Consider the following 25,199-nt stretch of genomic DNA (forward strand, 5'->3'; position numbering starts at 1 on the left):
TAAAGCCTCCCACTGATTGAAGTTTCTCTTTAAGAAAGCTTGCTTCCTATCGATTTTATTTTCTCACCGACAGTGCACTCTGTAATGCAAAATCGATGGGCATATCTGCGCCCTTTTTCATCTTTATGATGTTTATGAAGGAAGCAGTCTTTGCAGTAACTGGTTATCAGCTCCTCCACTTCATTGATAATTTCCTTTCTGCTCAAAACGGTTCACGCCTTCCTTATTTGCGATTATATGATCTGCATTTTGCTGTTAATAAATTTCCCTTGCAGTGCCTGGCTTGCCAGCTTATCCGCTTCTTTATTTTCATTGCGCGGAATGGATTTATATCTTGGCAGTATGCCCAGCTTTTTAATCTTTTCTTCTATCCGGTCAAGCCAGCGATTCAGATTTTCTTCATAACAAGGCCATTCACCTTCAAGCTGTTTTAATACTACCTGGGAATCCCCCTTAAATTCACATGTCATATGATGAACGCCCATTTCTTCAAGCAGATTCAGGGTGTAATAAATTGCTGCATATTCTGCCTCATTATTATTATCCATCTCATCAAAAAGCTCATTTGCCCGCACACGATACTTTTTTTTGCCCTGTTTAAAATAAATGACCGCACCGAGTCCGGCCTGGCCGGTATCTTTATTAAAGCCGCCATCAAAAAATACGGTAATATCATGAGGGTCCTCTTCAACTTCCATAAGAAGCTTTTTCATTTCCTTTGTGCTCCAGGAAGTGCCGGCTTCATCATAATAAATTACCTCTTTGCCCTTGCCCGACTTTTCAATATCTTCACCAGCCTGCAAAGCAGTTTCACCATCGATCAGGTCTGAAGTAAACAAAATATCCTCAGTTCCTTTAAGTTTATATTTCCATTCTAATTTATATTTCATTGAGGTCAGCCTTTCTGTACTTTATTAGCTGGTTATCATTATTAGAACTGTTTGCAATAGTTGAACTTATTATACTTTCCTTTGTTTATTACTAAATGAGTATATTTCAAGGTATAATGGTCAATGACATTTTTATATTCTGCGGTTCGAAAACTCCCGCATTAACAAAACTAGGAGGAATTTGATGTTTAATGAATGGTTTGGATTGCTTTTTGCAATAATTAATTTCATTTTAGTATTGGCGATGTACCGCCTGTTCGGAAAGACTGGTCTTTTCGTGTGGATCGGCTTCTCCACTGTCATGGCCAACCTTCAAGTCGTAAAAACAATTGAAATGTTCGGGCTGACCGCCACTTTAGGCAACGCTATGTATGGTACAGCTTTTCTTGTTACAGATATCTTAAATGAGAAGTACGGAAAAGAAGAAGCGAAAAAAGCTGTATGGCTCGGTTTCTTTACTCTTCTGTCCATGACCCTAATCATGCAGATGGTATTACTGTTCAAACCGCATGAAACGGATTTTGCACAGGAATCTCTCAGCACTCTTTTCTCGGTTCTGCCGCGAATTGCTGCAGGAAGCCTCGCTGCCTATTTAGTCAGCCAATTTACAGATGTTTATATCTTTACCTATTTAAAAAAGAAATTTCCAAAAGACGGCCAGTTTTGGATCAGGAATAATGGCAGCACCATGATCAGCCAGCTATTGGATAGCCTTGTATTTACAAGCATTGCCTTCCTCGGTGTATTTTCCCTGGAAGAATGGATTCAAATTTTCATCACAACTTACTTGCTGAAATTTATAGTAGCTGTACTTGATACCCCGTTTGGCTATATTGCTAAACGTTTCCCAGTAAAAGATTAGGATGCCGTTTAGGTATCCTTTTTCTGCAGTATCAACTATTTTTGTGATAAACTACATTTAGTTTACCCTATTATAGTGTTAAAATCAGGAGGCAATTCAATTGATTGAAGTATATATCGATGGAGCAAGTGCGGGAAACCCGGGTCCCAGCGGTGCAGGCATATTTATAAAAAATAATGGCCAGGTTGAACGCTTTTCCATCGCATTGGGCTGCATGGAAAATCACGAAGCAGAATACCGTGCATTTATTCATGCACTGAAATTATGCATTGATAAGGGATATAAAACTGTTTCGTTTCGAACGGATTCACAGCTTGTTAACCGTGCTGTTGAAAAAGAATTTGTAAAAAATAAAAAGTTTGCCCCACTGCTTGAAGAAGCTTTGGAGCTTACAGGAAAATTTGATATATTTTTTATGAAGTGGGTTCCCAGCTCTGAAAACAAGGCAGCGGATGAATTAGCAAGAGCTGCCATTCACAAAAACAAAGTGAAAGGTCAGGAAAATCATGAATAGATCAGTAATATTTGCAGATGTAAGCCTTTTGCTGGTTGCCTTTGTGTGGGGAACCACCTTTGTGCTAGTACAAAACGCCATTGCTTTTCTTGAGCCATTCTCTTTTAATGGTGTCCGTTTTTTCCTGGCCGCTTTAATTCTGGGCGGATGGCTTGTTATTTTTGAAAGAAAACAGATAAAGAAGATGGATAGAAAGCTTTTAATATCCGGAGTTATTATGGGCTTGTTTTTATTTATAGGCTATGCCTTTCAAACGATCGGCCTGCTGCACACAACTTCTTCAAAAGCGGGCTTTATTACAGGGTTAAGTGTAGTAATGGTTCCAGTCTTTTCTTTAATGCTGCTAAAAATCAAGCCGGGATTCAATGCCATTATCGGAGTTTCAATCGCGACGGCCGGACTATATTTTCTAACCATGACCGATAATGCCCCGTTGAATATTGGTGATGCCTATGTATTAATCTGTGCTGTCGGTTTTGCTCTCCATATTATCTTTACAGGTAAATACAGCAGCAAATACCCTGCCCTGCTATTAACGGTTATCCAAGTAAGTTCGGTGGCAGTATTATCAGTTATTTTCGCATTGATCACTGAAGACTGGCAGCAGGCATTGGAGACAGAAGTTTTATTTAAAGCCAATGTGGTTACTGCGCTTATTGTGACTTCACTTTTTGCTACCGCTATCGCATTCTTTGCACAGACGGCATTTCAGAAGTACACAACACCAACAAGAGTTGCCCTGATTTTCGCTATGGAGCCTGTGTTTGCAGCAGCTGCAGGATTTATGTGGGCGAATGAAAGACTTTCGTTTAGTGCCCTGGCCGGCTGTCTGCTTATTTTTGCGGGAATGATTTTTGCAGAACTGCCTGCTAAGAAAACGTTTTTAACCTTCAGAAAAAAAACAGCTTCATAATTCAAAAAAGGCGTGTTCTCGAAACAGACACGCCTTTTTAGATGATTGCTTTTTCTTTTACAAATTTTATTGCTTCCCGCCTGCTGGTTATATTCTTTGAAACCAAAGTCTCCAGCAAAGAAACGTAGAAACTTCCGTCAAATGATTTCTGTGCCTTTAATGTCAGTTCTATTGCTGCATTGGCCAGCTCGTCAGAAGCATTGGTATAATGTTTGCCAAAGTAAATGAAGCCAACTGCGTCCTCCCTGAATTGAAAACCTTTACTTTGCAAAAAATGCAAATATTCTTCAACTGTCTTCATTGTATTTACCCTCTTCCCCTGCTCCTCCTGTATTCTTAAATCTTAACTGATTTTTCGACACTTATCTACCTTTTTTCGGCATGAAGCAGGGGCGCTGTAAGCTCAAGTGAGCAGCTATTTTTTCTTTTTAGTAAGGAGGTAACCAAGTGTTCCGGTTAATACACCCAGGAGTGCTCCTCCTAATACTTCAGCAGGCTGGTGGCCAAGCATTTCCTTCAGCTTTTTTGGACCTTCTTCCTCAAATTTTACGGTTTCATCTTTGTGAATTTTATCAACCAGCTCACCCAGACTGTTTACCTTTAAGGTAAGCTCACCTGTCTGGCGCCTGATTCCCTGTGCATCATACATTACGATCAGGCCATAAACCAGTGATAGAGCAAAATCCACCGTTGGTACACCCCGCTTTAAAGCAATAAACGTGGTTAAAGACGATACGCCTGCCGAATGGGAACTTGGCATGCCTCCTGTCTGGAAAAATAAATCCGGACGCAGTTCTCCCTTTTTCACGTAGTGGATCGGAATTTTCAGGCCCTGTGCCAGCCCTATACTTAAAAGAGCAATATAAACTCCCTTATTCATAAAAACTCACCTCATCATTAGTGTTAAGTATGCAGACTTTTATTATTCCTCCTTCACACGCTAAATAGATTGGATTTTGAGGAGTAATATAAACCGGATCTGAAGAAATAATTCACCGCATCAGTTGCTAAATTGTACCCTGCCTGTACATGATTAAAACCCGAAGACTTTAACAATAATAAGCTTATCAAATGAAGAATTGCTGGCTTAGGAGGTGAATCAGATGAGTAAAAACGGACATACAAACAGAGGAAAAAAAGCACCTGGCGTAAACCCGCAAGGATACGGACAGGATGCTGAATTTGCAGAAGAGCCTAAAAGCAAGCTGGAGAATGCAGCGAAGAAGAAAAATACTAAATAATATTAGGATGGCCGCCACGTGCGGCTTTTTTCGATGTATGCATAAAAAAACTCCAGGCTAAGCCTGGAGCTTTATTTATGCATATTCCTTTTTAATATCAAGGAATCTGTGAAGGCCGCGGAATTCAATTTCAGTGAATTTCTCGAGGACCTTTTCACGGTTCATTGTGAATTGGGCGAGGTCAAGAGGGCATTCAACAGGAACGTCGCATTTTATTTCGGCCAGCTGCCTGCTCAAGTGGAGCATTTCAAGATCCTGTTCGATCTTGGCACGCTGTCCTTTTGTTAGCTGTTCCAGATTTTCTAATACGCCTTCGATATGCTCAAATTGCTGAAGCAGCTTAAGCGCTGTTTTTTCGCCAATTCCTTTTACTCCGGGATAATTATCACTTGTATCTCCCATGAAGGCTTTCAAATCAATCATCTGCTTCGGTGTTATTCCCTTTTCTTCATAAAAGGTTTCTGTCGTATGCACCAGATAATTGCCGTAGCCTTTTTGCAGCAAAATGACAGAAATATTATCATCCAGAAGCTGAAGGATATCCTGGTCGCCAGTAAGGATCAGTACTTCCGCTTCCTGGCTTGCTTTTCTTGCAATGGTGCCAATGCAGTCATCAGCTTCATATCCTTCAAGGCCAATATTTGGAACATCAAAAGCTTCCACGACTTCTTTTACCAAATCGAATTGAGGCACAAGTTCAATTGGAGCTTCAGGACGGTTTGCTTTATAGGCATCAAACATTTCCGTACGGAAGGTTTTGCTTCCCATATCCCAGCAAACGGCCACATGAGTCGGGCTAAAGGAAGAAACAGCCGTTAAAAAGTGTTTAACAAATCCGTAAACTCCATTTGTAGGTATTCCTTTTGAATTTATCATAAATTGACCGGACATCGCTGTTGCAAAATATGCCCTGAACAGCAGAGCCATTCCATCAACCAGCAGCAGTGAAGGTTTTTTCTCGTTCATTTTTCCGCCTCCCGATTATAATCATAACAACTATTATATCATGGGAAACTCTCCGTTTCTCTTGAAAAGTTTTACAGCCCTATTCTGTTTCCCTTATTAGTTCAACTCCATGTTCTTCCAGTTCATAGTAAGTAGCGATTCGCGCATTTCGGACATTATTATTTAATGGATACGCATATGTAGTTCCATCTTTAAAGGTAAAGATTAATTCATCATCAGACATAACACCCATTTTGTTTATGACCGTTTGCCTGGCATGTTTGATTTCCGGCCAATTATAGTGCTTCTCCTTCAAACTGAATAATGTATTAAAATGGACACCATTCTTATCAATATAGTGGTAATAATCAAAACTGAGGATAACTGTAGCCAGTGAAAACAAAAAACCGGCTCCTGTAATAAATTTCGCAATCCTGCCAAATTTTTCAGCACTGTGCAGCCAAACCCCCACTAGGATAAAGATCCCCATCAATGCCAAAGCTATGCTAAATGTAACATAAGCAGCTTTAGGCGCTTCGAAAACCCAGGTCCCTTCAGGTCTGAAAAATTGTGCCTGAAATGGTGAAAGTAAAAATATAGGAATAAAAATTGCTGACAATATTAGAATGATTGCAGTCGTTACCAATATTTGTTTTGTTTCAGTTCTTTGTTTTTTTGTTATCGTGTAGCCCGAAGTATTCATTTAACCACTCCATTTTCAAAATCTATTAAACCTTTTAAATTATATAATAATTTTAACAGTAAAAAAATCCCTTTTTTTTAAAGGGATTCCTCTATTTTTCGACAGTTTCTATTTTATTTCCGTCATAAGAGATCCAATCGCTGAAGCTTCCAACATATAATTTAACATTACGGAAGCCAGCTTCCTTTAATGCCAGAAAATTAGGTGCTGCTGTTACCCCAGAACCGCAGTAAACAACTACAGGTTTATTCTTATCGATGTCTGCAAACCGTTTTTCCTGTTCCTCTGCTTCTTTAAACCTGCCATTTTTATACGCTTCAAGCCAAACTCTATTGATTGCTCCAGGGATATGGCCGGCTTTTTTATCAATTGGCTCCTCCAGTCCCAGGTATCTCTTTTCCTCTCTCGAGTCAATAATTACAGCAGTATCCTGATTACCGGTATATTCTTTAACTTCTTCGTATGAGGCAAGTATGTCAGGCCGCAGATCGATTTTAAAGTCAGCTGGCCCGAAGCTTTGAATCTTATTATTCAAAGGATAGTCGCTTTCAGCCCATTCTTTATATCCGCCGTTCAATACATAAACTTTATCATGTCCCAAATACCTGAGGAGCCACCAGAACCTTGCGGCAAAAGCCCCTTCTCCTCCATCATAGGCAATTACTGTGGTATCCCTGCTGATACCAGCCTTCTCCAGGACTTCTTTAAATTGAGAGGGATTTGGAAGCGGGTGCCTGCCCCCATGTTCTCTAACAGGGCCCGACAGATCCTTCTCTAAATCAAAATACACGGCATTGGGAATATGGCTGAGATTATATAAGCTGCGCCCTTCTTCAGGTGACCCAAGTTTAAAGCGGCAGTCGGCAATTCGGATATTAGGATCATCCAGTTTAGTTACTACCCATTCCTTTTCTACCTGATACTTCATTTAAGGTTCTCCCCTTTTCTCTTTTCCATCAGGCGTTTTATATGTTCCTTTGGTGTCCAGCAGTTAAATTGATAGCCAGGTTTCGTTTCATAGCCCAGTCTGCTGCAAAAATAAACCATTCCTTCTTTACGCTTTTCAGGATGGAAGTTTACGCAGGTTGCACATGCATGAAATAAATTTTTCTCCATAGCTCTCCCTTTACTTCTCAGAATGATTTTAAACTTTCAGCAGTTCCCAAAGCCATTTATTCAGTCCGGATACTTTGCCTTTTCCTATAGGCATTGATTCACCGGCTGTATAGAGGAATTCCCTTTCTGACTCGAGTGTATCAGCTATTTGATTAGCTAGATGCTCCTGAATAAGATCCCCGCGTTGTTTTGCATTAACCAGAGTCTGATAAAAGCGGGTAATCTCATCCTCTTCCTTTAAGCAAAAGAGACCTGTATACAAAAAATCTCCGTTAATTTTGCTTTGCTGTAGCAGCTTCCTTGAAATGAGGCAGGCTCTTATCGCCTGGATTAGCAGCTTCTGTTTCTTAATTGTAAAGCCCTCTTTTTTAGCCGCTTCCCCAAGATTGCGGGAAAATAGCTGGGTGTAATGCTGGAATAACTTATACCGTGAGAACTCTTTTTCCGCGATACTCCTTAGCCTATTTGAAAAGCCATCCCTATCCTTGTAGATGATGGGTGAGTATGCCCATTCGAATATACTTTGCATAAGGTCAAATGCTTTAAAAATATCCCAGCCGTGCGCATCATAAGGGCTATCTGAATCAATAACCTCTTTGGCACGTTCAAGGGAAAGATATGCTTTCAGGTCCTTATGTTTAAAGATGAAGCGGATATCATAATCTGATTCCGCATCATCTGTCCCCCAGGCCCCGCTTCCTGCTTCACATGCAAACAGGATGTCTATATTATATTTTTCTTCAGCAGCAGAAAGCCATTTTTCCATAAGAAAAGCAGCAACCTTTCAATACCTATTATTCGTACTGTGCAATGTTCCTCTCAATTTCTTTCAGCTCTTCAATTGGGAAATCATCTTTTAAAGCAGCCGTAATTCCTTCATAATATTCGTTGTTCTGTTCAATCAGCGAATTGAGCAGCCGCTCGAATTCAGTCATCAGCTGGCTGCTGTAATGGAATTTCAGCCTGCTGCTTTCAGCCTGCAGATAACGGTCTGCAGGTTCCTGCAGGTTCTTCTCCAGTTCATCAGCTAATTGCTTGCGCTCATTTTTTTCAAAAAATGCTTTTGGATTTTTAAAGTAGGACAAAGCTTTTTTAAATTGGTTCGGGTCTTCATTGGAAAATGCTGATTCAAATTCAATACTTTCCATTTTTAAGGGCTCATATGTGCTAAAAGTCAAATCACTGTTTACATTGGAGGCTTTTCTCGAAATAGTCTCCTGCTGCTGAGCGATCAATTTGGATATATAGGATTCAAGCCTTAATGTTGTAGCACGAAGCTCCTGGGCAAAATCAAATCCAAAGCTTGCAAGGAATTCGTCCAGTGCCAACTTAAGCATTTTCTTTAAATTCCTTCCGTCATCTTTCAGAACTGAAGGATTGAAGGCCTCCTTAACAAAGTCATAGAAACGGAGAAATACCCTCTGTTTGATGTAATAGACGAGCTCATCTGTTTCCTGTTCAAGCCTTTGGGAAAGCAGTTCAGGTTTTTGTCCGCTGATAATCGCAGTAATATCCTTATGTTCTTTCTCAAGCTGTTTGAGCTTTTCGATCCGGACTTCTTTATTTTCCTGTGAGGAAGAAATATAAGACCTCAGCTGGGCTAATAGGCGCCTCCACTCTGTTTCTGCTGATGAAATGGAAATATTCAGCAGATCCTGATTAATAAAGAAGTAAAAGCTTTTTTCAAATGAACTGATATTGGATACTTCCTCTTTGCTGCTATCCAGCTTCTCTGCCAGAGCTTGAAGGCTTGAAATGCCAGACAAATTAGGACGGCGGATTCCGTATTGCACCAGCTGTTCTTCAACGTACTGGAGAACCGAATCTTTTTCCTCCTCATTATTCGCAAGGTCAATGGCATTGACAATAAAGAACATCTTATCAAGGGAGAAGGTATCCTTAACCCTCCCCAGCTGGATAAGAAACTCTCTATCCGCTTTTGAGAAGGCATGATTATAATAAGTGACAAAAAGGATCGCATCCGAGTTTTTAATATATTCAAATGCAACGCCGGTATGCCTCGCATTAATCGAATCAGCGCCGGGTGTGTCAACCAGGGTAATTCCCTGCCTTGTCAGTTCACAGTCAAAGTAAACTTCAATCGTTTCAACAAAGCATGATTTTTCTTCATTGGCAACATAATCCCCAAACTCATCCAAGTCAGCTTTAATGATTTCCCCCAGCTTATCAGTGAAGAAATTGTACCCTTTCATAAAGGCATTAAGAAATGCAAAGTGTGTCTTTTCACTTGCATCAAAATCCTGGTTTTCCCCAGTAATCTTCTTAATTGCGGCGGCAGCATCATCGAAGTTTCCTGCTGAATAATCAAACACCTTCAAGGAATGATTGATATCATTTAAAAGTGTATGTGAATCTTTAACTTTAACAAGCACGGTTCCATGTTTATATTCATCTGTAACAGGCTTAATCTTGTTGATAGCAGCTGTCGTCGGATTCGGTGAAACAGGAAGAAGCTTATTCCCGATCAAAGCGTTGGCAAAGGAAGACTTCCCTGCACTAAATGCACCAAAAAGGGCAACTGTGAATTCTTTGCTCTCAAGCCTTGATGCTTTATCTGCCAAATCAGCTGCAAGCTTCCTGAAGCCAGGGAGCTCCTTTACTGCATCAGCAGTATATCGAAGCTTTTCAATAACAGGCTGTACCGCAACTGCAGCAACCGCTTCCTTTTCAGGCTCTTCATCAGGTGACAGTTCAGATTTCCGGGTTGCCTGTTCTTTCTCAGCTTTATCTTCATTCAGGAAAACAACTTCAGCTTCATCAACTTCTTCTGCTGCAAGCATCTGGGCTTTTTCCTGAAACTCATGAGTATTAAATTCACCAGTCAAATAGACTTTCATTCCCGCTGATGCCTTATTAATTTTTTCATGGATGGCCTTTAGCGCATTTAATGCTTCAGCGTAAGCATTAAGGGTGTGAATTTCATGAACCAGCGCAGTTTGTTCCTGACTGTTTTTTTCTTCGAGTGCTTCTAGAAGTGCATTCTTTAAAGAAGCTGCGTTCTTTTTGGCAATTCTCTTTACAGCCTCAGCTGTGTCATTTGTATATTGCAGAACATAGTCACCTGAAACCATTGCCCCGGATTTTACCGTTTCAGCTAAAACAGCTTGTTCAAAGTTAAGCTTGAAGCTCTGAACTTGTGCAAGTTTTTCAGAATCATGGATATTATGCTTCTTGAACTGCTGTAAAAACAGCTCTTTTATATGCCACTCCAGCTGAGATTTAACGTTTTCAGATAAATCCTCATAGAAGCGGTCAAGCCTCAATGACCTTTCCTGCTCCGTTTTCTGTTTGCTGAAAAACAGGCCAATCTTAAAGGAAGGCTGGCACGATTCAAGATATGATTCAGCCAGTTCCCTCGTTTGGAAAGGCATTAAATAAGCATTTTTCAAAATCTCATCTAATTTACCGGTTACCTCTATATCAGCTTCATGTAAGGAAGAATTCAGCTTATTTAACTGCTTCTCCAGGTATTCCAGTCTGCCGGGAAGCTGCTCCCTGTCATCCTGATCAAGTTCTGCCAGTTTTTCTTCCCAGTCAGCTTTTTCAGCTGCATGAGAGTCTCTTAAAAACTCAAGATGATCCTCTGTTAATTTCTTCAACGAATTAAATACAGACTGAGGCAAAAGCTCTTCACGATCAGCAATGCTGCTGTTAATAAAGCTCTGAAGTGCTTTAAAATCATTTGCCTGATGGTTTTCGTCTTTTAACGTGGTGTAAAAAATCCGTGCTGGCTTCACTCCCCAGGATGCAAATGATTCCTTTACGCTTTTTTTGAATTGTTCAAAGCTGAGTTCTTCATCGCGATGTTTATCAATCTGATTGATAACAAGATAAACATCTTTTCCTGCTGCCGTCAGTTCTTTAGTAAAAAGAAAATTTAATTCCGACTGAACATGGTTGTAATCCATTACATAAAAAATAAGGTCCGCCAAATGAAGAGCAGATTCAGTAGCAATTCTATGCGCATCATCAGTGGAATCGATTCCGGGTGTATCCATAATCACTGCCTTTTTGGGCAAGCTGGCGGCGGAATGGCTAATTTCAATAGAATGGATAGAATCTCCGTCTTTGCAATAGGATTTTACCTGTCCGTAATCATATGGGGCAGGATAAAGCCTTGGCTTTCCTTCTTTAAAAATTACTTTCGCATAATCTTCCTCACCTGATTTGACTTTGACCAGGTTGGCACTGGTTGGAATCGGCGAGGAAGGAAGAAGATCCTCCCCTGCCAGCCTGTTGATCATGCTTGATTTTCCGGCAGAAAAATGCCCGCAAAAAGCTATGGCAAATTCCTGATTCCTTAGCTTAATCACAAGATCCTTTGCTCTTTGGGCTGTCTCGGCATCTCCATTTCTCTGGGCAAATGTATATATAGCAGTTATTCTGTTTATTAATTCAGTTTGCTGCAATCCTGGTTGCAAAATCGTGTCGGCCATTTCCAATAATCCCCTTGTAACTTTAATTTACTTCTTATTTTAAATGATTTTTGTTTATTTTCCTATACAGGATGGATTAATCTTTGATTTTTCTAATTTTTCTCAGTACAAAAACATAATTAATAGGGATAATAAAACAAAAACCAGGCATTGGAAGCCTGGTTTCAATAAGTAATTATTATCTTGTATGTGGTCTAGCTACGTTATTTAAAACATGTTTCATAACAAGTGAGTAGGCAGCAATTGTGCCGGCAACGAATAGAATTGTCATATGTAGCAGCACCTTCCTGTTGGAATGATATTGAGAATAATTTTCAAATTCAATTAGAAGTTTATCACGAACGATAATCATTTTCAATAGGGATTTTAAAATTGTCAAACTTTTTTAATATCTTCATTAAGGTCAGTCCGTAATCGTAAAAAGGCTTCTTCGTATTCTGTCAATTCCTTCAGTGCTTTTTCCTCTGCTGGTATTCTGACCGATAGCACCATTATGTTTAGCAAAGTAAATACTGCAGCCGTTAGATAAGCCTGAAACATTAAAGGAATCACGAGAAATTCAGCAGCTACAATGGCATAGTTGGGATGCTTTATGAACCGGTATGGCCCTCTTCTGACTATCTTAGCTCCCGGCAGGACAAAGATTTTTGTATTCCAGTATTTCCCTAAAGAAAACAGCGCCCATATCCTCCCCGCCTGGGTAAAGAAGAACAGAATCAGCAGTATGGGCCAAAAAGGCGACAGATTTTTTTCAAAGATTACTACTTCCAGCAGATAGCAGACAAAAAAGGAAGCGTGAACCGCTACGATCCACGGATAGTGCCTCTGGCCAAATTCCAGTGCCCCCCTGTCTTTCATCCACTTTTCATTACTCCGGGCTACAGCAAGCTCTGCTGCCCTCTGCAAAATGATGAAGGTAATAAAAATTATGAACAGCATGTATTCACTCCCATTCCAGCAGCAGTAATTCCGAGCTGAATCCCGGTCCGAGTGCAGTTGCAAGCCCGGTATCTCCCTGTCTGCCGATCTCCATAAACCTTTTGAGTACGTATAGAATAGTTGCAGATGACATATTACCGAACTCCTTTAATACATCAAGTGAAATCCCTGTCATACTAGGATCGAATTGCAGCGCTTTCTGATAAGCATCAATGACTTTTTTACCGCCGGGATGGGCAACAAAATGGTTTATCTCTTCCATTTCTATGCCTTTTCCCCTTAGAAATTCAGTTACATTGGGCTTTAGCCAGTCCTCTATTATGGATGGGATGTCCTTTGAGAAAACCACATATAAACCCTCATTCTTAACTTCCCAGCCCATTACATCCAGAGAATTTCGCATGGTTGTCGATTGGGTTCCCCGAATTTTGGGAATGGATGACAGCTTTTGATAATCCCTTTGTGCCTCGTCACCTGTTATAAGCGCACATGCTGCACCGTCAGCAAAAAGAGATGTCCCGATAAGATTGCTCTTTGACCGGTCATTGCGCTGAAAGGTCAAACTGCATAATTCTATACTTAAAACCAGTACCTTTGCTTCAGGGAAAGCCAGGCAGTATTCATAGGCTCTTGAAAGCCCTGAGGCGCCGCCTGCACATCCCAGCCCCCATATCGGGATTCGTTTCGTATGCTGAGAGAATGGAAGCTTATTCATGATTCTTGCTTCTATACTCGGAGTGGCAATCCCTGAACTTGAAATAGTAAAGATGGCGTCGATTTCATCGCATGGAAGATTTCTGGTCAGGAAAAGGTCATTTTCCAGACATTGCTTTATTGCCCTTGTTCCCAGTTCAAAAGTCTGTTCAATATATGCATTGTTTCGTTCTTCAAATGATTTATCTGTTTTGAACCATTCCAGTCCCTTTGCAAAGTGCCGCTTCTCAATTTGACCGTTATGGAAAGCTTTTAATAGCCGTTCAATATCCTTAAAGGAATCGGAAAATAAATCTCTGGCAAAATCCATTACCTGATCCTGTGTCAGAACATATTCAGGTATTGCCTCCGCTACTGATACAATTGCTGGCATAAGCGACTCTCCTTCTATTGCTTTCTGTTAATTTTTCCAAATAAAAGCAATTTATGTTTCAAAATTGGATAAAGAGCAAAAAAAAAGCTCCCCCCATTAGGAGGAAGCAATGTGTTTTGAAGGAGTTGTTGTGCATCTTTATTATAAATGAATCATTAAATGAATAGCATTACTAAATCTTTTCCAATTACTTTTTAGTGCCGCACCAAACCATGAAATGCGGCCGGCGATTGACGCAGTTATTCTGATGCATCCAATCCATTATGGTTTTTATGATGCTTTTGAACTTCTATATATATTTTTTTCGTCACCAGGATACCGCAAGCAGCACAAACCTCTTCTTCACTATATAAAAGCCGGCAGTTATCACAATAATATTTCTCCATCACATTACACTCTCTTTCTTGCGAGAAACATCGCTTCGGAAATGTAAAAATACCGATAGATTATTATATTGATTTCCAATATTATTGTGATTGCCGCAAGCGAGAATTATAAAGCCTTTTGCTCCGCAAGAGAAGCACGCTGAACTGCTTTTTTTCCTTTAACAACATTAAATACGATGTTTAAAAGAATGGCCGTCACACTGCCTGCCACTATTCCATTATCAGTCAGGATGCGCACACTCGAAGGCATTTGCGCGAATAGTTCAGGAACGGCTGTTACGCCCAGTCCCATCCCGACGGAGCAGGCAATGATCAATAAATTCTCCTGGGAGGAGAACTCCACTTTGCTGAGCATTTTTATTCCATAGGCGACTACCATACCGAACATGGCAACCATTGCGCCTCCTAATACCGGAGTTGGAATGATCGTGGTCAATGCGCCGATTTTCGGAACCAGCCCAAGCAGTACAAGGAATGCACCTGCTGTATATATGACATTTTTTGTTTTTACGCCTGACAGCTGCAGAAGTCCGACGTTTTGGGAATAGGTTGTATAAGGAAATGCATTAAAGACAGCACCAAAGATAATGGCAAGTCCTTCGGCACGATAACCATTCGAGAGGTCCTTTTCTTCCAGTTTCTCTTCACAAATATCTCCCAGAGCAAAGTATACGCCTGTAGATTCAACTAAACTGACCATTGCTACCAGAATCATAGTCAGGATGGCTGTCACCTCAAATGTCGGCATGCCAAAATAGAAAGGAGATGGCATATGGAACCAGGAAGCGTCACCAACAGCTGTGAAGTCGACCATGCCCATAAAATAGGATGTTAAGGTTCCTGCAGCCAATCCCAGCAAAATGGCAATCGCTCGGATAAAGCCATTAAAGAAACGGAAGAGAATAATGATGAACAGCAAAGTTCCAAAAGCCAATGCGATGTTTGTCATCGAACCAAAGTCAGGGCTTCCCTGCCCGCCGGCCATATTATTCATAGCAACAGGAATAAGCGTAATCCCGATTATTGTAACTACTGACCCTGTCACAACAGGCGGGAAAAATTTCACCAGTTTCCCAAAATACTTTGAAACAGCAACCACAAAAATACCGGAAACCAGTATAGACCCATAGATTGCCGGTATTCCATACTGACCGCCAATCGCAATCATTGGTCCAACAGCCGTAAATGTGCAGCCAAGGACGACCGGAAGGCCAATCCCGAAAAATTTACTGCGCCATACTTGAAGCAGTGTTGCAATTCCGCACATAAAAATATCAATTGAAACCAGATAGGTGAGCTGCTCCCCTGTTAAACCCAGTGCCCCTCCTACAATCAATGGTACAATGACCGCGCCTGCGTACATGGCAAGGACATGCTGAATTCCGAGCGAAGCAATTTTAATTGGATTCTGACTCATCGGATCAATTCCCCCATATTCTCAGTTGTTTTTTCAAAGCTGATCAAGCCATTTTCAAGAGAGTCAATAATAGCTAAAGATTCCACCCGGAATCCCTTTTCTCTCAGCTGCTGTCCGCCCTTTTGAAAGCCTTTTTCAATAACGATTCCAATCCCTGCTATTGATGATCCCGCTTTTTTCGCTATATCTGCAAGACCTAATGCTGCCTGTCCATTCGCAAGAAAATCATCGATTATAAGAACATTATCTTTTTCTGAAAGGTACTTCTTTGAAACAGAGATTTCACTTGTTTCTTCTTTAGTAAAGGAATAGACAGAAGCTGTAATCAGGTCATTTACCAGAGTGAGAGATTTTCTTTTTCTCGCAAATACAACCGGGACATTCAGATGAAGTCCCGCCATTACAGCTGGTGCAATCCCCGAAGATTCGATAGTCAGTATTTTTGTAATCCCGCTGCTTGAGAATCTATCTGCAAATTCTCTTCCTACTTCATGCATAAGCTGAGGGTCAATTTGGTGATTCAGAAATGAATCTACTTTTAAGACTGAAGACGATAAAACAATCCCTTCGCTTTTTATTTTTTTTATAAGCATATCCATTATGCATCCTCCTCTGTGTTAGAAAGCCTTCATAATTCAGGGCATTAAAAAAAGCCTGACGCCCATCGCATTCACAACATAAAAATGAGTGAAGCAATGGCCTTCAGGCTAATGGATCTAAGCTGCAGGCAAACAAGGATGGCAAAATACGTCCTGTACATTGCTCACTCATAGTCGGATTATTTACGGTAACCCGGTAGAAACTTGCGAGCCATATCCTCGCGATTATATGAGTGAATGTTATTAATTTATTAACATTATAACATCATTTCCTGACACTTCAACAAAAACCTTCAATCAAAAGCGAACAAAAATAATATTTTCATGCATAATTGTTCGTAAATCAAATAGTTCATCATCTTCCGTATGATTTTTTTCCATAATTAGTCCCTCTTTTGAAGCCTCATGTAAATCTTCACATTTATTTCACAATTTACAATTATGTTTTGTGATTTAAATCACTTAAATATCAATTTTTCACCATTATCATAGTGTTTAAGTTACGAATGAACAATTTGTGAACTCACTAAAAGCATCTAGAATCTTCCTAAATGTTTTGTATTATGAAAGTGTAATCATTTACTTTTTCCAATTTTCGAAAGGAGTGAAGGAAAATGGCGAAAACGGAACTCAGCCGTAAAACGAAAACTGAAATAAAGGCTAGCTCTTCCTTAAAGGGAACGTTAGCTTCCGTTTTCTTATTAGGATTCTTCCTGATTATTACATGGGTAGGCGTTTATCTATTATTTATCAGCCGCTTTTAAAGTTAGAAAGGGGAAAAAGCCATGCATATGCATAAGTTTGAAAAAGCCTGGCTCATTTTTGGAATCGGATCGCTGCTTGTTTTTCTAACAGTACTGGGAGTCAGCGCATTTTACCTGGGCAATCAGCCTCCAAGCTGTTTGGCAACCATTGACCCTGAAAAGGTCGATACTACCGTTCCATTTAATGAGCCTGGATTGAAAAAGGTAGAAGGAAAGGATTGGGATTACGAATTGGTATACGTCGCCTCTGCGTTTTCCTACAGCCCAGCTGAAGTAGAGGTTCCATATGGGGCTAAAGTGAAAATTATCGCTACAACCAAAGACGTCGTCCACGGTTTTGAAGTTGCGGGATCGAATATCAACATGATGCTTGAACCCGGTTATATCAGTGAACATGTGACAACATTTGATAAAACAGGCGAATACTTAATTGTATGTAATGAATATTGCGGTGTTGGTCACCACATGATGTCGTCTAAAATTAAGGTGGTGGAATAATGTTTAATCCTTCAGCAAAATTAAAAGTTGACCCTCGCGACGCAAAATTGGCAATGGCTCACTTTTTCGTTGCTTTTACAGCTTTAGCAATAGGCGGCCTAGCCGGATTATTGCAGACTTTGGTCCGCTCCGGTAAATTCGAGCTTCCGGCAGGGATCGGGTATTACCAGATCCTCACGGTTCACGGTGTTGTATTGGGACTTGTGCTTACTACTTTTTTTATAATGGGCTTCCAGTTAGCTGCAACAAGCAAAACATCAGGGACCTTTACAAATAAACAACGCATTACCGGCTGGATCGGTTTTTGGCTGATGACAGCGGGAACTGTTCTTGCAGCTGTTATGATCCTGCTGAATGAGGCTACAGTTCTTTATACTTTCTATGCTCCTCTTCAGGCACATGCATTGTACTATATCGGTTTAACACTTGTCATAGTGGGAAGCTGGATTGACGGGGCAGCAATCATTATGAAGTATGCAGAATGGCGCAGGAAAAATCCTGGCCAGCCGAGTCCGTTATTAACCTTCATGTCATTGGTCAATACAATGATGTGGATTGTGGCAACAATCGGTGTAGCATCTACCGTTCTTTTCCAGCTTCTTCCATGGTCATTAGGATTTGTAGAAACCGTAAATATCGGCGTCAGCCGAACTCTATTCTGGTATTTCGGACATCCGCTTGTATACTTCTGGCTATTGCCGGCTTATATGGCATGGTATGTTGTCATTCCAAAAGTTATCGGCGGAAAAATTTTCTCTGATTCATTGGCACGTTTGTCTTTTATATTATTCCTGCTGTTCTCAATCCCTGTCGGATTTCACCATCAATTAATGGAGCCGGGAATTGATCCGGCATGGAAATTCCTGCAGGTTATCTTAACATTCCTTGTTGTCATTCCATCTTTAATGACTGCATTTTCTTTATTTGCTACTTTCGAAAACTTTGGCCGTTCTAAAGGGGCTACAGGGTTATTCGGCTGGGTGAAGAAGCTTCCATGGGGAGATGCACGATTTGTCGTTCCGTTCATTGGGATGGTAGCCTTTATCCCTGCGGGTGCAGGCGGGATCGTCAACGCCTCCCACCAGATGAACCAGGTAGTTCACAACACGATTTGGGTAACCGGTCACTTTCACTTAACAGTAGCAACTTCTGTAGTACTTACATTCTTTGGGGTTTCCTACTGGCTTATTCCTCATCTGACTGGAAGAACATTAACCAAAGCGATGAATAAATTAGGGATCATCCAGGCAGTTATCTGGTCAATCGGAATGACATTCATGTCCGGTGCTATGCATGCTGTCGGTCTGCTTGGAGCACCGCGCCGTTCATCATATTCTGAATATGGCGGAGCACCACAAGCAGCAGAATGGATTCCATACCAGGTTGCACAGGCAATCGGAGGTTCTATTCTCTTCATTGGAATTATTTTAATGATTTATATCTTTATCAATCTTGCATTCTTCGCGCCAAAGGGCGAGCAGGAGTTCCCTGTCGGAGAAGCGGCTGATGAAGCAGAAAAGGCGCCGATGGTATTCGAAAACTGGAAGCTGTGGCTCGGAATTACAGTTGTTCTTATTCTATTTGCCTACACTATTCCATTTATCGATTTAATTCAAAATGCACCTCCAGGGGCCAAGGGATATAAGTTATGGTAAAAAAAACACTCCGTTCCAGTTGGATCGGAGTGTTTTAGTGTTCAAGCCTGCTTTGAGTCAGCAGCCATCCCCGCATTTTTCTTTCTTGCAGGCAGATTCACAATAATAACCGAACTGAGTATCAGCAAAGCACCGGCAATCTGGATTGCACCAAGATTTTCTCCGTAAAGTGTCACTCCTAAAAGCATGGCCACGACTGGTTCGACTGTAGCGATCACAGCTGCTTTGCTTCCATCTGTTTTTTCCAGTCCCCATGTGTAAACAAAATAGGCGAGAACCGTAGGCACAAACCCTAAACCCATACTAAGAAACAAAACTTCAGCGTTCAAAAAAACTGAAGCTTTTGTCCACAGCTTTGTTACCGGGATCAGAAATACCGAAGCAACCAGGAATGTATAAAGCGTAACTGTAAAAGGATGATACTTTCTTAACGCAAATTTCCCGAAGATGGTATAAAGCGCATACCCGAAACCGGCACCTAATCCCGTCAAAATTCCAAGCAGAGTAATATCACTGCTGCCTGCTGATAATCCGGCAACTAATATGCAGCCCACAATGGTGCCTGCTACAGCTGCAATCTTTCTTAGATTTATCCCTTCCTTTAAAAACAGGTAGGATAATACAGTCACAAATGCAGGAGCGGTGTAAAGCAGAACGACTGCCAATGAAATGCTGATCTGGTTCATTGCTGTGAAATAACAATAATTAAAAAAGACGATGCTCAGTATCCCGGTTCCAGCAAATAACCGGACGTCAGTGGCAGATTCCAGTTTAAAGCAGTTCCGGAAACGCATTATCCCTATTAGAACGAGAAATATGGCCGCAAAAAACACTCTTACAGCCACGATTTCCATAGCTGAGAATCCATATTCCCCGAGCCCTTTAACAAATACAGCAATAATGCCCCATAGACTTGCTCCTAATGCAATCATTACAAATGGAAGTAATTTCTTCATTATGTCTCTCCATGAAGTAAGAGGATGACTGAGACCACCCTCTTACAAAAATTATGATTAAACACTTATTTCAGCTGATACACCTTACCGTACTTATCATACAGATAATCAATTAAATGCTGGGCATTCAGGCCTTCCCCGGTGACTTCAGTTAAGATTTCAAGCGGCTTTTTCATTTTGCCGAATTGGTGCACATTCTTGGTAAACCACTCTTTGACTGGCATTAAATTGCCTTCTTCAAGTAATTCATCATAGTTTGGCAAGTCCTTTAACATGCTGTTTTTTAGCTGTGCTGCATACATGTAACCCAAAGCGTATGAAGGGAAATAACCAAAGCTCCCCCCTGCCCAGTGAACATCCTGCAGAACGCCTTCTCCGTTATTTTCTGGCTTTACTCCGAGGTATTGTTCATATTTTTCATTCCAGATCGCTGGCAGGTCTTTAACTTCAATTTCATCGTTAAACAAGCTTTTTTCAATTTCATAACGGATAATGATATGAAGCGGATATGTTAATTCGTCTGCTTCAATACGGATTAATGAAGGCTTTGATTCATTAATTGCACGATAAAAAGCATCTATTGACACATCATCAAATTGACCGTTTGCATATTCTTTAAGAAGGTCATAATTCTTTTTCCAGAAAGAACGATGTCTTCCGACAAAGTTTTCATAAAATAATGACTGTGATTCATGAATTCCCATTGATGTTCCAGAGCACAGCGGAGTTCCAACCAGGTCAGAAGAAATATTTTGTTCATAAAGAGCATGCCCGCCTTCATGAATCGTGCCAAACACAGCTGTCCGGAAATCAGCTTCATCATATTTGGTGGTCACTCGGACATCACCAGGATTCAAACCTGTTGCAAAAGGATGAACAGTTTCATCGAGACGTCCCGCTTTAAAGTTATAGCCCATTTGATCAAGAATTTTAAGGCTGAAACCCCGCTGCTTATCCTTGGCAAAGTGTTCAAATAAAAAGCTGGTGTCCGGTTTATTCTGTGATTCAGAGATTTGCTGAACAAGCGGAACAATTTTTTCCCTCAGCTGCCCGAACACCTGATCAAGCGTATCAACGGTTACGCCAGGTTCATACATATCCAGCAGTGTATTATATTTGTTTCCTTCATATCCCCAATAAGAAATGAATCTTTTATTCATTTCAACAAGCTTTTCCAAATAAGGCTGGAACATTTCAAAATCTGAGCTTGCCTTTGCATCTTCCCAAATACTTTCAGCCTTGGATTGCAGGATGACATATTCGGTATATTCCTCTGCAGGAATTTTTTTATTCCTGTCATAATCCTTTTTGCATTCTTCCAATGTTTTCAATGTTACTTCAGAAAGATTTTCCCGGCTTGAAAGTTTCGCTATGTATGCTGCCATTTCCTCAGAAGTGGACATTCTGAAAACTTCTGAAGAGATCATTCCAATCACTTCGGAGCGCTGTTCCATTCCCTTCTTGGGTGCGCCTGTCCGCATATCCCAATACATCAGCCCGATCGCTTCATTATAGGCCATCATTTTTTTGACATAATCAAGGAATTGCTGTTCTGTCTGTTTTAGTGATTCTGCCACAATTTTTCCCCCTTTGTATCTACTACAGTATCATTTTATCATATTTTTCTGAAAAGGCAGTCTCTATAATCTTTTTCTTAAACTATGCCCTTTGGCTGCTTTTCTTTTTCACCTGGCTGCCAAAGAGTTATAATAGTGGAAAGTGAACTAACCGGAAAGAGAGATAGCATGAAATATTTGATTTACTTTATCGTTATTGCAGCATTTATTGATACATTTTCTCAGCTTCCTATAATGAGCCCCTTTGCCATGACATTTAATCCATCACCCGCATTTGCAGGAATGATTGTTGGGATGTATTCCTTCTCGAATATGATTGGCAATATTTTAGCCGGCTATTGGATCGATAAAAGCGGAGCAAAAAGAGTTTTGGTGTCCGGCCTAACCTTAACTGGAATTATATTAGTACTGTATACATTTGCTGAATCACCCCTGCATTTAATTTCAGTAAGATTTTTTCACGGGTTATTTGGAGGCTTCCTGGTCCCTGCGGCTTTCACAATCATTTCAAACATCGGAAATTCAGAAAAACAAGGAAGAAAAATGGCTGTATCAGGCGCTGCTGTCGGCTGTTCAGCCATTATAGGACCGGCTTTTGGGGCGGTGATTGCGTCCAATTACACTATAAACTGGGTCTTTTTAATTATAGCGGCAACCATGATCAGCAGCGCAGTCCTCGCCTTTCGGTTTCTGCCGGCAGGAACTCTGAAAAATGTAAAAAAAGAGAACTCCCACGAAAAAATGCTTCCATTACTTAAGAATCCTATGCTCGCAGCAAGCTATTTAGGAGCCTTTTCTCTCATGTTTGCTCAAGGGACACTTGCCTACCTTCTTCCTCTTCAGGTAGAAGCTCTGCAAATTGATGCGATGTACAGCGGGATCTTATTAAGCACTTTTGGAATAACTGCAATTCTTATTTTTCTGCTGCCCATTAATAAAATCTTTGATAAGTATAAACATCACAATAGCATGCTTACCGGAATGCTGATCATAGGAATCGCATTAATCCTGCTAAGTTCAGCATCTTCTCTTGGTTTCATGTTTTTATGCATGGTTCTTTACGGCACCGGGTTTGCTCTTTTATTCCCATCCATTAATGCGCTTATAGCCAATCATACAACAGAAAAAACAAGAGGTAAGGCATTTGGCCTCTTCTATGCCTTTTTTTCATTAGGCGTGGTAGCCGGTTCCGCCATATTAGGTTTCTTAGGAGTAACATTCGATAGAGGTTTTTTAATCGCCGCAGCCATTTTATTGTTAACGGTATGCGGCATGTCGATATACTTTAAAAAGAGAAGCCCTCAAATATTAAAAAGCGGGAGTGACTGAAAATGAAAGAATTAGTAGGCTGCTGCGCTGTTTGCGGGAAAGACCTATACTGTCTTGATGGATTCTTCAACGGAGTCCATAATGAAAAAAAATGAAACCATCTGTTTTGAATGTATAGAAGAACAGAAAGAATCCGCAGAGTAAGCATCTGCGGGTTTTTTTGTTCCATTGGATTTGTACATTGAAAAATGTTCTCTGCAATATGATATATGTCACTTATTTGAAAAGCTCACGCTGTTAAACTTAAAGTAATTAATAACGATTCTCACTGGCAGGTGATTTTCAGTTATTGGCAATTAATTTAATCCATCAGCCGATTGAAGGAGAGATCAGAATGGAAAACAAAGTTATTGAGCTTGATGTAAGAGAGGATTTAAAAAATAAATTGGAGCCGTTTCAAAAAATCATGTCAGCGATTGCTGAACTTGATATCGATGATGTTTTTATCCTTCATGCCCCGTTTAAGCCCATCCCTCTTTTTGGAGTATTAAAGGCTAAAGGGTTTGAATATAAAGCTGAAGAAATTGAAAAGAAGCATTGGAAAGTGATCTTTACTAAGAGAGGTACGTCATAATGAAACTGGATAACCGGGGGCTGGAACCGCCTCAGCCGATGATGAGAACTCTCGCGGCTCTTGAAGATCTGCCAGAGGGAGAAACCTTATCAATTATAAATGACAGGCGGCCCATGTTTCTTTATGAACAGCTGGACGAAATGGGCTGCAGATATGTAACTTCCGAACTGGAAGACGGAAGCTTTTTAATAGAAATCAAAAAATAAGCAGGTGATCGCGTTGCTGGCCAATACAAAAAATGAGACCAATATAAAACTTCCTTTTTCCTTTATACTTTTCAGCTTGCTCTGCTTAATAGGATCTATGGCGCTCATTCTTTTTCAAGGGGAATCCATAATTAACAGTCAATTCCGTATACCCGCCATTTGGTCAGCGGCTCATTTGTTTATATTGGGCTGGGCGTTGATGACAGCAATGGGAGCCATGTATCAGCTCGTTCCGGTGGCCTTTCTTACCCCTATATGGAATGAAAGATTTGGATTTTCACAATTTACTGTAACTGCCTTTGGAATATTATATTTTGCGCATAGTCTATTTTATAATCCGGCGGGTGCAATGCTGCCCGGGCTCATTACATTAACAGGCATCTTAATGTTTCTGCTGCAAATGTTCATGACTTTAAGGCAGCAGGCAAAGCCTAATGTACTGACTCTTTTCGTAGGAACTGCACTAATTAGCCTGCTGTCTGCAATTCTATTGGGAATCCTTATGGTTTTCAGCATGAAAACCGGATTTATTTCCACCGATTACCAGGCAGTTTTTAAAAGCCACATACTGCTTGGGACAGCAGGCTGGTTTACACTTCTGATTTTTGGATTTTCCTATAAAATGGTTCCCATGTTTTCCTTGTCCCACGGCTACAGCATGAAGCCTGCCAAATATGTGTATATGGTTTATGCAGCAGGATTGGCTGCGGCATTTATCTCTTTTTTCACCGGGAATAATTCTCTTTTTACTATTGCCTTATTGGTCCTGGCTGGCGGATTTGCCTTCTTCACCTGGCACATGCTGCAAATCCTGCAGAAAAGAGTAAAGAAAAAGCTTGATTATTCATTCCGATATGCTCTTATCGCCATACCTGCAGGGCTGGCAATCCACCTTGGAGCATTCATAAGCTCACTAATCGGAAGCTTTCAAAATGCAGTTGGGTATCTTGTGTTTGCATACCTCATGCTCTGGGTAGCTTTGAGCATTCTCGGTTATCTATTTAAAATCGTGCCATTCTTGTGGTGGACCTGGAAATACAGCAAAGAGATCGGCAAACGGAGTGTACCTTCTCTCAAAGATATGATGAATGACAAGGCATCCATTCCGGTTCTTTCCGCCTTTATTCTCGGTATACTCAGTGTGACAGTCTCCATCGTATGTGAACAGCCCGCCCTGTTCCTATCCGGCCAGATTGTAACGGCTGGAGCCAGCATTGTTTTCTGTTATTTGATTATTTCTGTTTTAAAACAATAGGGGGAATTAACATGAATCGAAAAGAAGTAGTTCTCAGCAATCTAAAAAGAGTTATGGATCCTGAATTGAATATAAACGTGGTTGATTTGGGCCTTATTTATGATATTAATTTTCCCGATGGTGACAAGGCAGTTATTACCATGACTCTTACAACACCGGGTTGCCCGCTGCATGACAGCATAGTCAGTGGAGTTAAGTATTGCATTGAAGATCTTGAGCTGTTTTCAGATGTGGAGGTTAACCTTGTCTGGGAGCCTGCCTGGACACCTGCTCGTATGACACCCGAAGCAAATCAGCTGTTGAGAGGTTAAAGGGA

29 protein-coding genes and 1 riboswitch are annotated in these 25,199 nt (G+C 40.7%); of the genes, 12 read left to right on the forward strand and 17 right to left on the reverse strand.

What is annotated here, in order from left to right:
- Positions 1-29 precede the first annotated feature (29 nt).
- Both BFI01S_RS22515 and BFI01S_RS12600 read right to left on the reverse strand, forming a co-directional pair.
- Positions 30-206 carry a zinc-finger domain-containing protein gene (locus BFI01S_RS22515; protein ID WP_076260858.1) on the reverse strand — a complete coding sequence of 59 codons (177 nt, stop codon included), beginning with the start codon at positions 204-206 and terminating at the stop codon, positions 30-32.
- A gap of 27 nt (positions 207-233) precedes the next feature.
- Complete coding sequence (locus tag BFI01S_RS12600) at positions 234-890, reverse strand: reverse transcriptase-like protein (protein WP_048007862.1); 657 nt, start codon at positions 888-890, stop codon at positions 234-236.
- Positions 891-1,074: 184 nt separating this feature from the next.
- Between BFI01S_RS12600 and BFI01S_RS12605 the strand changes: the two genes are divergently transcribed.
- From BFI01S_RS12605 to BFI01S_RS12615, 3 genes are all read left to right on the forward strand, one after another.
- Positions 1,075-1,752 (forward strand): queuosine precursor transporter, encoded by a 678-nt coding sequence (locus BFI01S_RS12605; protein ID WP_061792937.1) that lies wholly within the window; start codon positions 1,075-1,077, stop codon positions 1,750-1,752.
- Positions 1,753-1,852: 100 nt separating this feature from the next.
- Positions 1,853-2,266: a reverse transcriptase-like protein gene (locus BFI01S_RS12610; RefSeq protein WP_061792938.1), complete on the forward strand. Its 414-nt coding sequence runs from the start codon at positions 1,853-1,855 to the stop codon at positions 2,264-2,266.
- Entirely contained in the window at positions 2,259-3,179 is a 921-nt protein-coding gene (locus BFI01S_RS12615) for a DMT family transporter (protein ID WP_061792939.1), read from the forward strand. Before BFI01S_RS12610 ends, BFI01S_RS12615 begins: the two co-directional genes overlap by 8 nt.
- A 37-nt stretch (positions 3,180-3,216) precedes the next feature.
- Here the strand turns inward: BFI01S_RS12615 and BFI01S_RS12620 are convergent, their stop codons facing one another.
- A complete protein-coding gene (locus tag BFI01S_RS12620; RefSeq protein ID WP_048007866.1) occupies positions 3,217-3,480 on the reverse strand; it encodes a DUF6123 family protein in 264 nt (87 codons plus the stop codon).
- A 114-nt stretch (positions 3,481-3,594) separates the two neighbouring features.
- Complete coding sequence (locus BFI01S_RS12625) at positions 3,595-4,059, reverse strand: divergent PAP2 family protein (protein WP_035333569.1); 465 nt, start codon at positions 4,057-4,059, stop codon at positions 3,595-3,597.
- 223 nt (positions 4,060-4,282) lie between these two features.
- Between BFI01S_RS12625 and sspL the strand changes: the two genes are divergently transcribed.
- Positions 4,283-4,420, forward strand: coding sequence for a small, acid-soluble spore protein L (gene sspL / locus BFI01S_RS12630; RefSeq protein WP_026581140.1), 138 nt, complete (start codon positions 4,283-4,285; stop codon positions 4,418-4,420).
- Positions 4,421-4,495: 75 nt separating this feature from the next.
- On the opposite strand, the gene BFI01S_RS12635 is transcribed toward sspL, so the two are convergent.
- The 11 genes from BFI01S_RS12635 to BFI01S_RS12680 form a co-directional block, all read right to left on the reverse strand.
- Positions 4,496-5,386 (reverse strand): 5'-3' exonuclease, encoded by an 891-nt coding sequence (locus tag BFI01S_RS12635; protein ID WP_061792940.1) that lies wholly within the window; start codon positions 5,384-5,386, stop codon positions 4,496-4,498.
- Between the two features lie 79 nt (positions 5,387-5,465).
- Positions 5,466-6,068, reverse strand: coding sequence for a hypothetical protein (locus BFI01S_RS12640; RefSeq protein ID WP_061792941.1), 603 nt, complete (start codon positions 6,066-6,068; stop codon positions 5,466-5,468).
- 91 nt (positions 6,069-6,159) lie between these two features.
- Entirely contained in the window at positions 6,160-6,996 is an 837-nt protein-coding gene (locus tag BFI01S_RS12645; protein ID WP_061792942.1) for a sulfurtransferase, read from the reverse strand.
- On the reverse strand, positions 6,993-7,184 hold the full coding sequence (locus BFI01S_RS12650) for a hypothetical protein (protein WP_061792943.1): 192 nt from the start codon (positions 7,182-7,184) through the stop codon (positions 6,993-6,995). The genes BFI01S_RS12645 and BFI01S_RS12650 overlap by 4 nt, the downstream gene beginning before the upstream one ends.
- A gap of 28 nt (positions 7,185-7,212) precedes the next feature.
- Complete coding sequence (locus BFI01S_RS12655) at positions 7,213-7,950, reverse strand: nucleotidyltransferase domain-containing protein (RefSeq protein WP_061792944.1); 738 nt, start codon at positions 7,948-7,950, stop codon at positions 7,213-7,215.
- 28 nt (positions 7,951-7,978) lie between these two features.
- Positions 7,979-11,641 (reverse strand): dynamin family protein, encoded by a 3,663-nt coding sequence (locus BFI01S_RS12660; protein ID WP_061792945.1) that lies wholly within the window; start codon positions 11,639-11,641, stop codon positions 7,979-7,981.
- Between the two features lie 375 nt (positions 11,642-12,016).
- Positions 12,017-12,580, reverse strand: a complete 564-nt coding sequence (locus BFI01S_RS12665) for an isoprenylcysteine carboxyl methyltransferase family protein (protein ID WP_061792946.1) — start codon at positions 12,578-12,580, stop codon at positions 12,017-12,019.
- 4 nt (positions 12,581-12,584) lie between these two features.
- Positions 12,585-13,667 carry a type III polyketide synthase gene (locus tag BFI01S_RS12670; RefSeq protein WP_061792947.1) on the reverse strand — a complete coding sequence of 361 codons (1,083 nt, stop codon included), beginning with the start codon at positions 13,665-13,667 and terminating at the stop codon, positions 12,585-12,587.
- Between the two features lie 239 nt (positions 13,668-13,906).
- Entirely contained in the window at positions 13,907-14,056 is a 150-nt protein-coding gene (locus BFI01S_RS23050) for a hypothetical protein (RefSeq protein WP_156478343.1), read from the reverse strand.
- Positions 14,057-14,159: 103 nt separating this feature from the next.
- Entirely contained in the window at positions 14,160-15,470 is a 1,311-nt protein-coding gene (locus BFI01S_RS12675; protein ID WP_061792948.1) for a nucleobase:cation symporter-2 family protein, read from the reverse strand.
- A complete protein-coding gene (locus tag BFI01S_RS12680; RefSeq protein ID WP_061792949.1) occupies positions 15,467-16,069 on the reverse strand; it encodes a xanthine phosphoribosyltransferase in 603 nt (200 codons plus the stop codon). The genes BFI01S_RS12675 and BFI01S_RS12680 overlap by 4 nt, the downstream gene beginning before the upstream one ends.
- A gap of 151 nt (positions 16,070-16,220) precedes the next feature.
- A riboswitch (purine riboswitch) is annotated at positions 16,221-16,322 on the reverse strand.
- Positions 16,323-16,683: 361 nt separating this feature from the next.
- On the opposite strand from BFI01S_RS12680, the gene BFI01S_RS12685 reads away from it, so the two are divergent.
- The 3 genes from BFI01S_RS12685 to BFI01S_RS12695 are packed head-to-tail and all read left to right on the forward strand — an operon-like array spanning position 16,684 to position 18,986.
- Positions 16,684-16,833 (forward strand): hypothetical protein, encoded by a 150-nt coding sequence (locus BFI01S_RS12685; RefSeq protein WP_061792950.1) that lies wholly within the window; start codon positions 16,684-16,686, stop codon positions 16,831-16,833.
- A 21-nt stretch (positions 16,834-16,854) separates the two neighbouring features.
- Positions 16,855-17,331 (forward strand): cytochrome c oxidase subunit II, encoded by a 477-nt coding sequence (locus BFI01S_RS12690; protein ID WP_035333556.1) that lies wholly within the window; start codon positions 16,855-16,857, stop codon positions 17,329-17,331.
- Positions 17,331-18,986, forward strand: coding sequence for a b(o/a)3-type cytochrome-c oxidase subunit 1 (locus BFI01S_RS12695; protein ID WP_061792951.1), 1,656 nt, complete (start codon positions 17,331-17,333; stop codon positions 18,984-18,986). The genes BFI01S_RS12690 and BFI01S_RS12695 overlap by 1 nt, the downstream gene beginning before the upstream one ends.
- Positions 18,987-19,027: 41 nt before the next feature.
- Here the strand turns inward: BFI01S_RS12695 and BFI01S_RS12700 are convergent, their stop codons facing one another.
- The gene (locus BFI01S_RS12700; RefSeq protein WP_061792952.1) at positions 19,028-19,942 is read right to left on the reverse strand and encodes a DMT family transporter; all 915 of its coding nucleotides are present in this window, start codon (positions 19,940-19,942) and stop codon (positions 19,028-19,030) included.
- A gap of 65 nt (positions 19,943-20,007) precedes the next feature.
- Entirely contained in the window at positions 20,008-21,519 is a 1,512-nt protein-coding gene (locus BFI01S_RS12705; RefSeq protein WP_061792953.1) for a carboxypeptidase M32, read from the reverse strand.
- A gap of 168 nt (positions 21,520-21,687) precedes the next feature.
- Here BFI01S_RS12705 and BFI01S_RS12710 point away from each other — a divergent pair, with 168 nt between their 5' ends.
- From BFI01S_RS12710 to BFI01S_RS12730, 5 genes are all read left to right on the forward strand, one after another.
- Positions 21,688-22,848, forward strand: coding sequence for an MFS transporter (locus BFI01S_RS12710; RefSeq protein WP_061792962.1), 1,161 nt, complete (start codon positions 21,688-21,690; stop codon positions 22,846-22,848).
- A 334-nt stretch (positions 22,849-23,182) separates the two neighbouring features.
- Positions 23,183-23,422 (forward strand): DUF2249 domain-containing protein, encoded by a 240-nt coding sequence (locus BFI01S_RS12715; protein ID WP_048007885.1) that lies wholly within the window; start codon positions 23,183-23,185, stop codon positions 23,420-23,422.
- A complete protein-coding gene (locus tag BFI01S_RS12720; protein ID WP_061792954.1) occupies positions 23,422-23,628 on the forward strand; it encodes a DUF2249 domain-containing protein in 207 nt (68 codons plus the stop codon). Before BFI01S_RS12715 ends, BFI01S_RS12720 begins: the two co-directional genes overlap by 1 nt.
- 4 nt (positions 23,629-23,632) lie before the next feature.
- The gene (locus BFI01S_RS12725; protein ID WP_235831178.1) at positions 23,633-24,883 is read left to right on the forward strand and encodes a hypothetical protein; all 1,251 of its coding nucleotides are present in this window, start codon (positions 23,633-23,635) and stop codon (positions 24,881-24,883) included.
- 11 nt (positions 24,884-24,894) lie between these two features.
- The gene (locus BFI01S_RS12730; protein ID WP_048007882.1) at positions 24,895-25,194 is read left to right on the forward strand and encodes a metal-sulfur cluster assembly factor; all 300 of its coding nucleotides are present in this window, start codon (positions 24,895-24,897) and stop codon (positions 25,192-25,194) included.
- Positions 25,195-25,199 lie beyond the last annotated feature (5 nt).

The sequence above is a fragment of the Cytobacillus firmus NBRC 15306 genome (genome assembly GCF_001591465.1).
Taxonomy (GTDB): Bacteria; Bacillota; Bacilli; order Bacillales; family Cytobacillaceae; genus Cytobacillus; species Cytobacillus firmus.